The sequence below is a fragment of the Microcoleus sp. B3-A4 genome (assembly GCF_036705385.1).
Taxonomy (GTDB): Bacteria; Cyanobacteriota; Cyanobacteriia; order Cyanobacteriales; family Microcoleaceae; genus Microcoleus.
In genome coordinates, this window is record NZ_JAUBUI010000118.1 from 1 (window position 1) to 15,065 (window position 15,065).

Sequence of the window (15,065 nt, forward strand, 5' to 3'; positions counted from 1 at the left end):
TTTCTTGCACCCTTACTACTTTTTTGGTCGGAAAATCCATACACTGTTTACTTTTCTCACTGATTCAGCAAGCCCTAATTATGGTTATGCTACCGGACATGATATCACGCAGGCTTTCGTGTTCCTACCACGGGAAGTTTTATTCTTATGAGCAAGCACCTAAAACTAAGGAGAACCCTTCACTCACGGCTAGAGGTTCATTATCCACTTGCTTTGGAGCAATGTTTATGCGGTTTATAGTCAATGTTTTATCAGAGGTAATTGCGTCATTTTTTTCACCATCACTTGGCGCATTAACTGTTGCCATTCCAGGGAATTAGTTAAACTTTCGGAATCTAGTTCCAACCCTTGGGCAACGGAAAATTTAGAAAAACTTTCTAACCAATTCATAATTGTTTCGCTTGCTGAGGTTTTAGTTAATTTTAAAGCGTTTTGAAGGTGCTGCTTCATCACAGGCAGTTGACCATTGCAGTAAGCATTCCAGGCATCCCAAACTAAGAGATTGTAATCCACTGCGCTTTGTTTTTCCGGAGATTCAGCTACGATTTGTTCTAGCTGGTGCCGTTGTTGGATTTGGTCAATATAGGTCTTAGCTTGGGCTAATTCCTGTTGTATTTCGTGGAGTTGACATTGCGATTGTTTGAATTCTGTTTGCCATTGATGAATTTGTGCTTCTTTTTGTTTGATATCTCCTTCTACCTCTATTTTTAGTTGTATAAATTTGTGATTGACCAGTTTAAAATTCTCTCGCTCTTGTTTAAGTTTAGTTGCGGTTTGCTCTAACTCTTCTAAAGTTTGATGCCGTTGAATGTTGATTCGTTCTTCTCGTTTTTCTGCTTGCTGTAACTGCTCCCTCAACTGACTTAAAGCTACCTCAGATTCATAAAGTTTAGATTGCGATTCCTCCCAAGCTTGGCGGTGCAGTTCATAGTCTTCTAATTTTTCTTGAGTTTGATGTATTTGAAGATGTAAACGCTCTTCACTTTTTTCGGTTTTCTGTAACTGAGCCATCAACTGACTTAAAGCTACCTCGGATTCATAAAGTTTAGATTGCGATTCCTCCCAAGCTTGGCGGTGCAGTTCATAGTCTTCTAATTTTTCTTGAATTTGATGTAGTTGAAGATGTAAACGCTCTTCACTTTTTTCGGTTTTCTGTAACCGATTCATCAATTGACTTAAAGCTACCTCGGATTCATAAAGTTTAGATTGCGATTCCTCCCAAACTTGGCGGTGCAGTTCATAGTATTCTAATTCTTCTTGAGTTTGATGTAACTGCGATTGATAACGCATAACATCCAATTGAGCTTGACCAAGTTGATTTCTTGTCTGTTCTAATTCCTTGCGAGTGTGATTAAGTTGAGCATGGGATTGTTGTAAAACTGACTCGGTTTGTTGTAACTGAGTTTGAGATTTATCTAAAACGCTTTCTGTTTCATGTAACTGAAATTGAGATTGTTCTAGGAGATTTTCGGCTGTTTTCAGTTGGGCTTTTGTCTGTTCTAATTCAGTTTGACGAGACTGAGATTTTTGCAATTCCGGTTCTTGGGCGTGCAATTGAGTTTTCAAGGATTTATTATCCTGTTCTAATCGACGCAAATTCGCCCAATCTTGAAAAGCCCAAGTTCGATAGAGAGACGGTTTTAATAATTTTTGCCAAGAAAAATCCGGCGTTTGTTCAGGATGCCATGCTCTGCCTTCTAGTTCCTGATAAAGTTCAATAGCTTCAGGAAAATAATAATCAATTACAGTTGGTTGCTGACTGTTAGATGAAACCTCTGTTTTCAACATTGATGGATCGTAAGCTGTGGGAGCCGGATGACTTAAATCAACGTTGAACTTGTGATTTATCGTATCAATATAGGCGGCTTGGTATTGAATAATCGTTTTGACATTTGCAAGCAGACAACGATTTTGTTTCTGGTTATAAAAATTAAGAATTTTTTGGTTGTAATGCTGCCAATATTTAATGGCTAATTCTGGTTGACTTTGAAAAAGTTCATCTTTTCGCCGATATAGAGAGTCCGCCACTTCCCAAGGAGAGCGATAAATTAATAAAAACCTGGCTGCTGGTAACAGTTTCGCCCAAAAGTCTAAAAAGAGAGTGGTTCGAGGTTCTTTCCATCCCCAAACAGAACTTAAAGCATTATTTTCTATAATTTGTTTAGCTCGCTCAACTAATTGGTCTTCTATCTCTAAGTTTTCTTGTAGTGTCCAACCATCAATATTCAGACCTAATGAACTCAAGGCATCTAAATGAAAGTGAAAAAAATCTAGGTTTTCAAAATGTCCTTTGGCATTAAAATTTGTTGCTTCCATTAAGCGGCGACCCATGTGAATACCAGCACTCTGCAAAATAGATGCGGTTAAGGAGGTTCCTGAACGGTGCATTCCGGTGATAATGAAAACGCTTTGTTCGGTGTTTGATTTTTGCATAATTTTAGAAGGTTTTTCTTCAGGTAAACGTTTATTCTGTTCTATTTTTAGAAGACAGTAAATCAAAAATCTAAATAATTTAGGTAAGACAATCTTACCAAATTTGCCGAATATTAGCGAGAATTTCTAAAAAAGCCTGACGCTCTTTGAGAAGATTATGCTCATTGGCGGTTTGTTTCGCTTGGGTTAAAATTTCCCGAATTTTACTTCGAGGATATTGTAATGCTTGTTGGATTGCATTCAATAAACTTTCTACCCGATACTCTGGACGGATACAATTATACCATGAAAGGCAAAAGGACCGATTGCCAATACAGTCGGGACAGATCACCAGTGTTCCTAGCGCCATACCTTCTAAAGCCGGAAGATAAAACCCCTCGCCTTCTTGTTGATTAGGAAGAAATACCGTCATCTTTGCCCAATTTAGCTTTTGTAAATATTCTGATCTGGAAAGTTGTGCTGTGAGAAGTTCCACTTTTTTTCCGGTTTTTTCTAATTCTTTTTTTAACTGTTGTCCTAAAATAGGTTCTTTCAACGCGCAAATTAAAATATCACAATCTTTTTGTTTCCAATCTAAAGGTTGGGGTAGTTCACTCAGATCCAATCCACAAGGAATAACGAATTGTTCTCCGTTGACTTGATGAGTTTCTTCTAAATAAGTTTTGATTTCGGGACTGACACAAATCCGAATAGCTCTATATTTGAGAAAGGAATAACGAGGATTATCAGGATAGGCGTGTCGGACGTGCTGAATTAAATTAATAATCGGAATCAGTGAATTATTTTTATAGTGTTCATCAAGGAAATGCCAATCTAACCCTTCCATGAAAATTAGAGCGGGATTTACTAGGGGTTCAGATAAGAGGAAAGTTTTATCTGAATTTAACCAAGGATTGTTTGGCTCCCAACTGCTTTGAGGTGTGAAATAAATAAAGGGAGCATAACTCTGGGAAAATTTGACATGATTAAAATAGTCCCAAACCTTTAAGTGCCCACCTGTAAAACCGCCATAATCTCGGTAAAATAACATCGACTGACGAGAGGGTTCCGCTAAGGGGGATGAGGGTGATAGAGTTGTTAGCGATTCCCAAGATGCCATCTCGCTTTGAATTTGCTGTAGCCACGACTGCGATCGCTCTAGTTTGTTTTTTATTTCTGGCAATTCCGAAGGCAATGGCATATATATAAAGTTATTAAAAATGGGTAGAGAGGGGTAAAAAATGGACGGAAACAATCAGGTAGTGACTGGCATATCCATCTCTAAAGGTTGAGTGACTGTTTGCAACTTCCCTCAAGTGTCCATAACCAATATAATGTTATTGTGTCTGCTGGCATCCTTCTTGCTGGTAAGATTTAACTGCTGTTCAAGGCAGATGGAATCAGATAACTGCTCAAAGAAGTTGTGAGAAGTTGTTGACACGCTCAATGCTAGCAGACATGATATAATTGAATCCTAGAAAAAATCGAGAGTTGTGATATGAGTATTAGCCATTTTGAGACAGCAAATCAACAGTTACGGACAAGTCAGTTGGAAAAGGCAATTCTCAGCTATGAGCAGGGGATACAAGAAAACCCATCATCCCCTTGGCTTTATTATAACTTGGGGGAAGCTCTCAGTCAACAGGGAAGTTTTGAGGGCGCGATATCAGCTTATCAGAAAGCTGTTGAACTCAACGCTAATTCCCCTTGGTTCTATGACCGCTTAGGTACTGTGGAACTGCAAGCCGGACATTTGAGCCAAGCGATCAGTTGCTTTCAACAAGCCATTGCCTTAGAGCCGAATTTTTATGAATTTTACACGAATTTGGGGATGGCTCTCACCCAACAAGGCAATATTGTAGAAGCGATTTCTTCGTTTCACAAGGCATTAGAGCTTAAACCCAAGGATGCCGAAACCTATTATAATCTAGGACTGGCTCTCGCGCAACAGAACCAAGGGCAAGAGGCGATCGCGGCTTACCATCAAGCCTTAGAGATTAATCCTTATTGGTCAGAATGTTATTTATCATTAGCAAAAGTTCAAGAACAGTGCGGTCAAACTGATGAATCACTCAAACATTATCGTCGTGCTTGTCAACTCAATCCTAATTTAATAGAAGCTTACGAAAAATCACGAAAATTATTAGAAGAGCAGGAACAATGGGAGGAAATTATTAGTCTCTCTCGTCGGTGTTGTCAGGTGAATCCTAACTCTGCAACTGCTTACTATAATTTGGGAACGGCATTAATGCACCAGCAGGAATGGAAGGAATCTGTAACAGCATTAGGTCGAGCTTGTGAACTTAATCCTAATTTAGCAGAGGCTTATGAGCAGTTAGGAAAAGCTTTAGCTGCACGAAATGAATGGGAAGAAGCGGTTAGGGTTTATCGTCGAGCCGTTGAACTGCATCCTAATTCTAGTCAGCATCAATGGGGTTTAGCTCAAGCACTGGTGCAAACTCATAACTTGGAAGAAGCAATTAGTGCATATCATAAAGCCTGTGCTTTGAACCCAAGTTCGGCTGAGTTATATGATGAATTGGGTCAGGCGTTAGAACAATTTTATCAATGGGAAGAAGCGATCGCTGCCTATCGCCAAGCCTTAGAATTAAATCCAGCCAATCGGCGTTCCATTGAAAATCGCTTAGAACAAATTTTAGGCAAACAACGCCAATTTGAAGAGGATATTGCCTCCTATCGTCGCAGTCAAGATTTTAATCCTAATTCCTTTGAGTCTTATCAAAACTTAGGGCAAACCCTCCGACAACAAGGTGCAATTGAAAATGCTATTGTTGCTTTACGTCGAGCTTATATTCTCAACCCAGGCTCTGCGGTTGCTTATCACGTTTTAGGTCATACTTTTGCTATGCTTCAAAAGTGGGATGAAGCGATTAGTTGTTATCGCCGCGCTTCTGAAATTTATCCAGATTCTCCCGATATTAATTTACATTGGGGAGAAGCATTAGAACAGAAAGGAAATTATCAAGAGGCAATAGCTTATTTCCAAAAAGCAATTAACCTCAAACCGGAGTTTGATTTGGCTTATGAAGGGATGAGTCGTGTGATTTCAAAAAAAAAAGGGAGTTAATTTAGATCCTCTCTCTCGATATCAAGAGATATTGAAGAACAGTCCTAATGCTCCTGAGATTTATCAGGAGCTGGGACAAGAATTGCATCGTCAAGGCTGTTTAAAAGAAGCCATTGATTGTTACCGCAAAGGGATCGAATTGCAGGGCGAACCGATTCATTTATGGTTCTATCGGAATTTAGGAGAAGCGTTGTTAGAACTTGAGCAAGCTATTTGAGATTAGTAGATCCCAACCTAGACCTTGATATCGAATCTATAGCGGTTCTCAAAAAAAAAAGTGAGGTATGCCCTATGCCCTATGCCCTATGCCCTATGGCCTATGCCCTATGCCCATGAGTACCTCATCTTTCTGAGAAAGGCTATAAATCATTCATTGGTGTCAATTGATAAACTCCTTTTCAGATAAGAATGATAACGGTCTAGGAATTTTGCTTTCTGCTGTTCATGACCGATCTCTGACATCAAGCCTACTAGCCATATAAATGTTTGAGTATAGGCCTGGGACTCCAAGGGACGCATCCAAGGTTTAACGGTGGGGCGTGAAAAATAGTTTTGCAGAAGTTGTTCTGACTCTTGCGCCATTTGAGCGATCATTTCAGGAGTATAGGGTTGGGGTTCTCGACAGCAAACTGTTGGCTGTTCTAAACAAACCGCGGCCGCCCCCCTTGAGGATAAATTCAGTAGCAGGTCAAGGGTAGCAGCTTTTTGAGAGAGTTGGGGGTTAAAGCCACCATAACGCTGTAACCAACTGCGCCTCAATAGAATCGCGCTAGTTAGGATGAATTGCCACAGTGTTGGTAACATCCAGGCATGAACCCCATGTAACCCTTCCCGTCCTTGTAAAACGGAATTAAAGGCTGCAATATTAATGGCATCACTCCTACTGCCGGAAGGGGTTTGCCCAGCACTGAGAACCATTTCTAAAGAACCTGCTTTCTGTTGAAAGCAAGCGACTTGTTGGGCGAGTTTTTCTGGCAAAAATACCTCTGAGGTATTCAAAAAAGTCACAAATTCCCCTTGGGCGATGTCCCAGCCTTTATTAAAAGCAGCTACAATCCCTTGAGAGGGTTGATGGATGTAGCGGATTGAGGGATATTCTGCTTTGAGTCGCGATCGCATTTCCTGCGTAAAACTATCATCAACGACGATAATTTCAAAGTCAGTCAGGGTTTGTTGGTAAACACTGTCAATGCTTTGACGCAGAGGGAGAAATGCAAAATCGTGCTTCTTTACATGGGTGGTGGGGATAATCACACTAACTCTAGGAGTGTGGTTGGGAGAGAGGGGAGTTAAGTAAACAGTCGCATCGGCACTATTGCCCGCAAAATGACCTTGGAGAAAGGTTTGATTCTGTTGTGCTTCGGTTCCTTGAAATGCTTCTAAACGATGTCCTGGCAAATGGTTGTAATCGTGGTTTTGATGAATCGCGGTAATTAATTGACTGGCATTGATGACCGGAATCTTCTGTTTGAGGGCTTCTCCTACCATCCAGTTATCCCAGCCTGCGCGTCCAACAGCAAATTTTGGTAGTTGGGAAAATAGAGGTTTGGGGAAAACGAAATAATCTAAGGCTCCAACGCCACTGAAGGTTCCGGCTTGATGAACGCGATCGCGTAAATTTTGTTCCCAATGGGAATGATGAAAGTTTAAGGGTTCAGTGAGATCCAGATTCCAGCGTCTTCCTAGAATTAAAAATTGCTGGTATTGGTTTGCAACTTGTTGAAGCGTTGGCAGGAAGTCACTGGTTAAGATAATATCCGAGTTAACATAGGTTAATATCGGGTATTTCGCTTGTTGGGAAGCTTGGAAAAAAATATCATTTAACAGGGGAGTTCCCTGAGTATTGAGTTGGATGTTGGGAATGTGGCGTAAACCAAACTCTCTGGCAGTTTCTCTTGTTCCCTCATCGTTTCCCAATAAGATGATTTCCGGTTGGGGTTGCAAGTGTAACCAACTTTGAATTGCATTCCGTTGAATAATACCAATCTGACCTTGAAAGGGTTTAGGAACTGCAAAAATTGTGAGGTTTAATGTGGGTAGAAGATTAGGAAAAATTGATAAAGGGCTAGCTATCATAATCTATCCTGGCTAATCTTCAATGGTTTCTGCTAGAACTTTTGCCAACAATTTAACTAGGACGGCATTATCCGATTTAGATTTTGTGCTAACGGTTAGTTCAGGTTGGGGTTTAACTTGAGTTAATTGGGTTTTAGTTTGTTCCAGTTCCGTTTGTAGTTGGGTAATTTCTTCTTTCTGTTGATGGAACTTAGCAACATATTGTTCTAACTCAACTTGTAGTTCATCCAGTTGGAATTGGGTGAGTTCCAATTCTTCTCGAACTTCATGGAGTTCAGAACGAGACTGATCAGATTGTTTCTGGGTTTGTTGAAGTTGGGCTTGGAGTTGTTCCTGTTGGGTTTGAGATTGTTCTAATTCTACTAATATTTGATCCCGTTGAGATTCTAACTCAGCTAAATTCTCTGCTTTTTGTTGCAGTTGATCTTGCGTTTGTTCCAACGTTGCCAAAGTTTCTTGGTAGTGTAACTGTAAAGTTTCTAACTCCTGTTGGGTTTCCTGAAGCAATTGAGAGGGTGGGGATAGGGATTGAACGGGAAGCACCCCATCCTCAGTTCTAACAGTCTGACGGACATAGAACGCTTCTCCCCAAGCGGGATGGTAGGGAGTCCCCTCTGCTACACGCTGAAATTGGTAGTCGGTGAGGAACTGACCGACTTGTTCCGCTAAGGCCCCGCCTTTAAACAGTTCTTGATAATGAACGGTGGTGTAAATGGCATCTAGGGTGTTGAGGAGTTGGGTAGCGCCTTCTAAGGCGAGGAGTTCAGCACCTTGGATATCGAGAATCAGAATATTAAAGTCTGTAGTAGAGAGATGCAGTTCTTCCAGGAGAGTATCCAGGGTGCGGGAAGGCAGGGTTAGTTGTTGCGTTTCTTTAATATTGGGGTAAATTTTGCTGTACTGTTGCCAGGGTAGGATGGAGCTGCTAGACTCTAGGGAAGTCAGATGCAGGGTCACGGTGTCGTTGTGGTTGGCAATGGCAGCTTGAACGACTTGGATATTGGGGCGATCGGCAAAATTCTCTTGCAATCTTTCAACAGCAGTGGGGTTGGCATCGATAAGTAGGGTTTTAACGGTATTGGGGAGGTTGAGGGGTTTGAGGGTTTTGCCGTCGTAAGCGCCTATGGAGATAATACCGCGTGGGGTGATTGTGTGTTGTTGACAGAGGTTGAGGAAGTCGAGTTTCATGGAGGAAGCCTTGAATTTTAATGCGTTTGGGGTTATTGTATCAGGGAATAGAATGAGGAAAAGCAACTTTAGCATGAATTACCAAAGCATGATATTATTGCTATCTGATTTAAAATAACAAGTTGAGATCCTAGAAAACGATGAATTACCTTGTGCAATTAAATATTTGCAGTGGCTGAGTAAAAACATTTCAACAACAGCATCTAGAAGGATTTCTTCAGGAATTCGTCCCGATTGATAGCGATGGATTGGTGTGTGATCGGAGGGGAACCATTTATTTCTCACTAGCATATGATTAACATATCGGAGTTTAAATTCAATAATGAGATCAGGATTATCAGTAGCTAAAAAAATTTTAGCTGTAGGTTCTACAGATAAAAGGTCATCAATTTTTTGAAAAACCGTCTTTAAAGGTTGTTTAGGTTGTTTGTCAGTAAAACGTACATGAACACCAATTACACTTTCTGAAAAATATTTTTCAGCAAATTCACACACGATTTTTTGAACAGCGGGTTTAAGTTTTAGATGATGACGCAGAATTTTTCTATCTAATCCTCCATAGGAAGTAAAAACGACAATATCTTCTGTGTAAGAACGATCTAATTCCACAACACATTTTTGACCTAAATATTGATCGTTTAATTTCCAAACCAGAGGAAATTGCATAACTTGATCACTAGGATCAGTTAAATGATTCAACCACATTGCAGGAGCAACAGTTTTTTGGCTATAATTGGGAATATCATAGGTATGCTGAAGACTACTATCTATATTGATAAGCTGAAAAAAATCAAAAAAGACATTTTTGGAGGAATGGCTACTGTACCAATGATCATTCCACTCAACGATTAGTTTTCTGTTAGTGATTTGAGCATATTTAATAGCTGCGCTTAAAGCCGATAGTCTATTTCCTAGTCCTGCTATTCCTTTAAGGATGATATACTGCTCCATATCATTAAATTAACTAATGCTTGAATATTTTTTGATGTCGTAATCATACCATGAATCAGCCACCTTTCACAACACCTATCGTTTTGATTATCTTTAAAAGACCTCATACAACAAAGCAGGTTTTTGAGGTGATTCAAACATTACAACCCTGTCAGTTATTCGTCATTGCTGATGGCCCCAACCCTGAACACCCTGGAGAAATTGAAAAATGTGCAGCTACACGGGCGATTATCGACCGACTTGACTGGAAGTGTGAAGTATATAAAAATTACTCTGATATTAATTTAGGGTGTAAAAAACGGATTTCTAGCGGGTTGGATTGGGTTTTCAGCCAAGTTGAAGAAGCAATTATTTTAGAAGATGATTGTATTCCTCAACTTAGTTTTTTTCAATTTTGTCAGGAGTTATTAGAGCGATATCGCCATAATGAGCGTGTTTTTCAAATTACAGGAGAAAACACTCATGGATACCGTTGTTCAGATTCTAGTTATTACTTTTCAGCCTATAGCTTTTATTGGGGTTGGGCTACTTGGAAACGAGCTTGGAAATATTTTGATGGAAGTTTGAAACAATGGCAACAGGTACGGGAAAGTCAATGGTTACAAGACTATTTAGGAGATTACCCCTCGGCTCAATATTGGGCGGAAATCTTTGATTTAACCTATAATGGCTTTAATTCTTGGGGATGGGCTTGGACGTTTACTTGTTTTGTTAATCAAGGTTTATGTGCAGTCCCTAATCAGAATTTAATTTCTAATGTGGGTTTTGGGGAAGATGCCGCCCATACAACTTGGGAAGTAGATGAAATTGCCAACTTACCCACCCAATCTATTGATTTTCCTCTACACCATCCGACGAAGGTTACAGTTAATATTCAGGCTGAAGCAGTGATTGATAAAGTCAGGTTTACGGGTCGAAAATATTTCAGGGGAATGCGACAAAATGCTATTGATTTATTTAATCAAGGACAGTATGAAGCGGCGTTAGAGATTTGGGAAAAGTGTATTAATTTTAGACCCGATTTAATTAATTTAAACGATGAAAAAGCCCGATGCTTGCAGAAAATAAGAAATTATAAACAGACGATTCAAAGTGTAAACAATCATAAGATTGAAGAAAAAGCCAATCAGCAGCGATTTTTAGTCTATACAATGGGAAAAGTAGGTTCAACTTCTATTTCAATGTCTTTAAAAAAGTATGCTCTACAGGTCTATGATATTCATTTTTTAGACGAAACTTATTTGCATAATAATATGCACAAGGGTCATTGTGTTGATGGCTATTTTGTGTTAAAAAATTGGTTAGGAAAACCCTTGAAAGTTATTTCAATGGTCAGAAATCCGATTGATGTCAATATTGGGGGATTTTTTCAAAATATCGAGATTTATTATCCCGATTTAACCCCAGAACAAATCCAGCAGTTAACTGTTGAAGAACTGATGGACAAATTTTGGACATTAAACTCCAACTATCCCCTGGGTTGGTTTGAGCGAGAGTTTAATAAATCTTTTAATTTTGATGTTTATTCGCAACCTTTTTCGACTTTGGGATGGAAAACCTATTTCCATCAGTCCTATCATATCTTGATTATGCAAGCAGAACTTATTGATAGTCAAAAACAGGAGATTCTTCGAGGGTTTACTGGGATGAGAGATTTTGAAATAGAAAACTATAATATTAGTTCCCAGAAGTGGTACGGTAATCTGTATAAACAATTTAAGAAAAAACTTGTAATTTCTGAAGAATATTTGGAGAAAATGTTAAAATCAAAATTTACTAAACATTTTTATAGTTCGTCTCAAATTGATGAGTTTTATAGATGTGTTCACAAGTAAAAGCTTTTAAATGTCACTGATAGAATTAATTTATAATATTAGTGAAGGATTTTTGATATCAGGATATTGCATAGTACCTTCGGTTTTTGATAATATTTCTATATATTGATGAGCGGCTCATATCTTTATGTTAGTGTAGGTTAATGTTGGATTTGTCATGGAGAATCCAGCGATGAGTGCAGGTCAGTTGCTAAAGCAGGCTAATCATTTGAAGCGGGCGGGGAAGTTAGATGAGGCGATCGCTCTTTATCATCAGGTAATTAAGTTAAACCCTGATTTTGCTTGGACTTAATTATGATCTAGGGGAAGCTTTGGATAAACAGGTAAAATTAGATGATGCTATTGCTTGTTAGTCGTTGAATTTGAAAAATTATTTCTAGCTATCCACAATAGTAAATTGATGACTATATTGATATCAAAATTTTCTAAAATGTCCTCGATAGAACTTGCATCTATTGCAGAATCTTCTTGGCTAATTTCTGGACTAGAATCTGAATGTTCTTTAGATAGATTTTGTAAGTTTATTCCATAAATATTTTTTAAGGAATAAATATCCTCTTCATGTTTTTTCCTAATATAACTTGCAACTTTTTCTAAAAGTTGAGGTTTTGTTTGTAAAATTTCATTCTTTGATTTTTGCAAATATGAGATTAAAATATTTGAGTCTTTTTTAAAAACATTATCTTCATTAGGATATACAAATTGTCTATATTTTTGTAAAATTATCATTGATTCTGCTGATAATGACTCATTAGCATCAGACGATCCAAGATCCAGCTTTATCTTCTTGTTAAAAAATTTTTCAACACAATTTTGGAAGTCCAAGATTACTGAACCTTCTGGAAAAAATTCACGATTAAAAATCCTAATATTTAACTGTTCAGGTGAAAAGACTTTGCTCCACAGGTTAACAGTATTCATAAATGTGTAGTGATAATTTCTCGGAGATGTAAAAGAAGAGGAAGCCTTAAGTTGCTGTTGAGCAAGGGACAAGTAATAGGAAGCAGGTTCTCTGATATAAACTAGAATTTGATATTCGCAACCTCCAATATTATCTAAATCTATGCGAAGCTTCTCTATTTGCTTAAATTTAAAGACTGAAAAATACTCCGAGGATAAAATTATATTTTGATGAATTCTCAACAAATTAAATAAGTTTGTTTTGTATTCTTCCTTTAAATCTTTAAATTCTGATTCAGAATAGTGGTAAAGGAATCCTCTAGGAAGATCTTTATATTCTTGATAATATAACGGAGCAATCTTGCAATGAGGCAATCCTGCATAAAGAATATTATTTTGATTATTCTTAAAAGAAAAAGTTAAAGATTTTTGAATAGCCGTTGAACCAGTTTTTGCAGTGCCAATGTGAATCAGTATCTTTTTTTTAGGCTCTGTCTCTAGCTTGCGGAGAACTTGATCAAAACGGGGATTCAAATCATTTGCTTTCCGATAAGCTACTATCGCTTCTTCTAAACGTCCCAACTGTTCTAAGGCTTCCCCTAGCTTGTAATGAGACCAATGGAAATTCGGATGATGAGCGATCGCCTTCTCAAAAGCAGATACAGCCTCTTCTAGCTTCCCACTCCGCAGCAGTTGATTACCCCTCACCAAATCGCTTTCCAATTCGCTGACTCCCCAGACTAAAGCATATACTAGGCTGAACCTGCTGGTTACTCTACCAAAGTGATAGATATTTGTCAAGTGTGCGTCAGTCTCGTGATATGCTATGATGCTGGGGTATCTCAGGGGCTGGGTGTGGATTGCTAAGTTAGTTATGAGGAGTGGTGAAGGGATGAGTGCGGGTGAGTTACTGAAGCAGGCGAATCAGTTGAAACGGTCTGGAAGGTTGGATGAAGCGATCGCACTTTATCATCAGGTAATTGACATTAACCCCCATTTTGCTTGGGCTTATCATAACCTGGGCGATGCTTTGGCTAAACAGGGTAATTTAGATAAGGCTGTTGCTTGTTATTCTGAAGGCTTAAAAATTAATACTCGCTCGGCTTGGCTATTTTATAGTTTGGGGGAGGCTTTAGCGGAACTGGGAGATTTAGAGGCGGCTGTTGAGTATTTACAAAAGGCTATTGAGTTAAAACCGGATTGCTATAAGTTTTACAATAGCTTAGGCTGGGTTTTGATCCAAAATAAAATATTTGATGAGGCTTTAAATTATTATAATCGGGCTATCAAACTTAACTCCAAAGTGGTTGATGCTTATTTGGGGTGTTGTGCATTATTTATCTGTAAGGGAGAACTACAAAAAGCTCAAGATTATCTAAATTTGGCAATTCAGTTAAACCCCCGCAAACCGGAATCCAAACTCTATTCTTGTTTTTTTTATATCCTAGATAAATTTGGGTCAAAGGTTGGTTTTGCTCTGGCAAATAATTCACAAAACATCAAAGACTCTCAAGATTATAGCTATTATTTAAGCCAATTTCTGAATTTGGTAAAAATGTATGAGAAAGTCTCGGTCGATGAAAATTTGATGACAATACCCCAACTGAGTCAATTTCACCACTGCATTAGTGGATTAATTTTACCTGGGGTAGATTACTTGGAAATCTTGAGGAGATTGCATTTATTAATAAAGCCAAAGAATTATGTAGAGATTGGTGTAGATAGGGGTAAATCTTTTAAATTAGCCAGCTTATCAACTGTTTCTATTGGCATTGATCCACAACCAAAACTACAATGTAAAATTGCACCTAGTGCCAAAATTTTTCAGATGACTAGCGATGATTTTTTCCAAAATCACAATTTGTTAAAAGAACTACAAGGTCAGAGAGTTGATTTCGCTTTTATTGATGGACTGCATTTGTTTGAACAAACACTGAAGGATTTTATTAACATAGAAAAATATAGCCATTCAAATACAGTTATTTGTTTTCACGATACTTTCCCCTTAGATGAAATAACAGCCAGACGCGATCGCGCAACGGGTTTTTGGAGTGGGGATGTTTGGAAAGTAGCTCTGATTTTAAGGAAGTATAGACCGGATTTAAAAATATCTACGGTAGCTACCCAACCTACAGGCTTAACCATAGTAACTAATCTGGACTCTAGTTCAAAAATTCTGTCTAAACATTATGATGATATTGTTCAGGAATACATGAATGAAGATTGGGTAGATAGCTTAGAGTTACGGTCTGCTATGTTTGCTGTTGTTGGGAATAATTGGACTGCTATGGTTAAGAATATATTCAAGCCTCTTACTGAAAAAACTCAATCAGTAACTATTCAGGTGTCTCAAACACTCTCATAGCAAGGCTTTCCAAATTTAGTGAGGTCTAAACTAACAGTTTCATTCTCAATAAGCACGACGAAAAAAAAGCTAAAAATAGCTAGAACCTTTACTGACCAAGGCTTATAGCCGAATTTTTATGACCCGAATGCTTAAAGCTTGTGTAAAGCTATGCAAGCTTTACAGGATTTTACTTAGGGTTTGCTGAATACATCGATCGCGTGTTACTTAGCCTGGGTTACGCGATCGCGCGATCGAGAGAAAAGTGCAA

Annotated in this window: 11 protein-coding genes; 5 read left to right on the forward strand and 6 right to left on the reverse strand. The window is 38.5% G+C overall.

Annotation, left to right across the window (positions count from 1 at the left end; translation table 11 throughout):
• Window positions 1–240: 240 nt before the first annotated feature.
• The gene (locus QUB33_RS27050; protein WP_333356916.1) at window positions 241–2,433 is read right to left on the reverse strand and encodes a sulfotransferase; all 2,193 of its coding nucleotides are present in this window, start codon (window positions 2,431–2,433) and stop codon (window positions 241–243) included.
• Window positions 2,434–2,527: 94 nt separating this feature from the next.
• Window positions 2,528–3,532 carry a glycosyltransferase gene (locus QUB33_RS27055; protein WP_333356919.1) on the reverse strand — a complete coding sequence of 335 codons (1,005 nt, stop codon included), beginning with the start codon at window positions 3,530–3,532 and terminating at the stop codon, window positions 2,528–2,530.
• Between the two features lie 378 nt (window positions 3,533–3,910).
• On the opposite strand from QUB33_RS27055, the gene QUB33_RS27060 reads away from it, so the two are divergent.
• The gene (locus QUB33_RS27060) at window positions 3,911–5,500 is read left to right on the forward strand and encodes a tetratricopeptide repeat protein (RefSeq protein ID WP_333356922.1); all 1,590 of its coding nucleotides are present in this window, start codon (window positions 3,911–3,913) and stop codon (window positions 5,498–5,500) included.
• A gap of 31 nt (window positions 5,501–5,531) precedes the next feature.
• On the forward strand, window positions 5,532–5,717 hold the full coding sequence (locus tag QUB33_RS27065; protein ID WP_333356925.1) for a tetratricopeptide repeat protein: 186 nt from the start codon (window positions 5,532–5,534) through the stop codon (window positions 5,715–5,717).
• Between the two features lie 149 nt (window positions 5,718–5,866).
• On the opposite strand, the gene QUB33_RS27070 is transcribed toward QUB33_RS27065, so the two are convergent.
• The 3 genes from QUB33_RS27070 to QUB33_RS27080 all read right to left on the reverse strand — a co-directional run bounded on the left by QUB33_RS27070 (window position 5,867) and on the right by QUB33_RS27080 (window position 9,715).
• On the reverse strand, window positions 5,867–7,576 hold the full coding sequence (locus QUB33_RS27070; RefSeq protein WP_333356928.1) for a glycosyltransferase family 2 protein: 1,710 nt from the start codon (window positions 7,574–7,576) through the stop codon (window positions 5,867–5,869).
• 12 nt (window positions 7,577–7,588) lie between these two features.
• Window positions 7,589–8,764 (reverse strand): FkbM family methyltransferase, encoded by a 1,176-nt coding sequence (locus tag QUB33_RS27075; protein ID WP_333356931.1) that lies wholly within the window; start codon window positions 8,762–8,764, stop codon window positions 7,589–7,591.
• 78 nt (window positions 8,765–8,842) lie between these two features.
• Entirely contained in the window at window positions 8,843–9,715 is an 873-nt protein-coding gene (locus tag QUB33_RS27080; protein ID WP_333356934.1) for a nodulation protein NodZ, read from the reverse strand.
• Window positions 9,716–9,765: 50 nt separating this feature from the next.
• Here QUB33_RS27080 and QUB33_RS27085 point away from each other — a divergent pair, with 50 nt between their 5' ends.
• Window positions 9,766–11,550, forward strand: a complete 1,785-nt coding sequence (locus QUB33_RS27085) for a putative capsular polysaccharide synthesis family protein (protein WP_333356938.1) — start codon at window positions 9,766–9,768, stop codon at window positions 11,548–11,550.
• A gap of 172 nt (window positions 11,551–11,722) precedes the next feature.
• The gene (locus QUB33_RS27090) at window positions 11,723–11,842 is read left to right on the forward strand and encodes a tetratricopeptide repeat protein (RefSeq protein WP_333356941.1); all 120 of its coding nucleotides are present in this window, start codon (window positions 11,723–11,725) and stop codon (window positions 11,840–11,842) included.
• A 47-nt stretch (window positions 11,843–11,889) separates the two neighbouring features.
• Here the strand turns inward: QUB33_RS27090 and QUB33_RS27095 are convergent, their stop codons facing one another.
• Window positions 11,890–13,173, reverse strand: coding sequence for a tetratricopeptide repeat protein (locus QUB33_RS27095; protein WP_333356944.1), 1,284 nt, complete (start codon window positions 13,171–13,173; stop codon window positions 11,890–11,892).
• A gap of 130 nt (window positions 13,174–13,303) precedes the next feature.
• Here QUB33_RS27095 and QUB33_RS27100 point away from each other — a divergent pair, with 130 nt between their 5' ends.
• The gene (locus tag QUB33_RS27100) at window positions 13,304–14,815 is read left to right on the forward strand and encodes a tetratricopeptide repeat protein (RefSeq protein ID WP_333356948.1); all 1,512 of its coding nucleotides are present in this window, start codon (window positions 13,304–13,306) and stop codon (window positions 14,813–14,815) included.
• Window positions 14,816–15,065 lie beyond the last annotated feature (250 nt).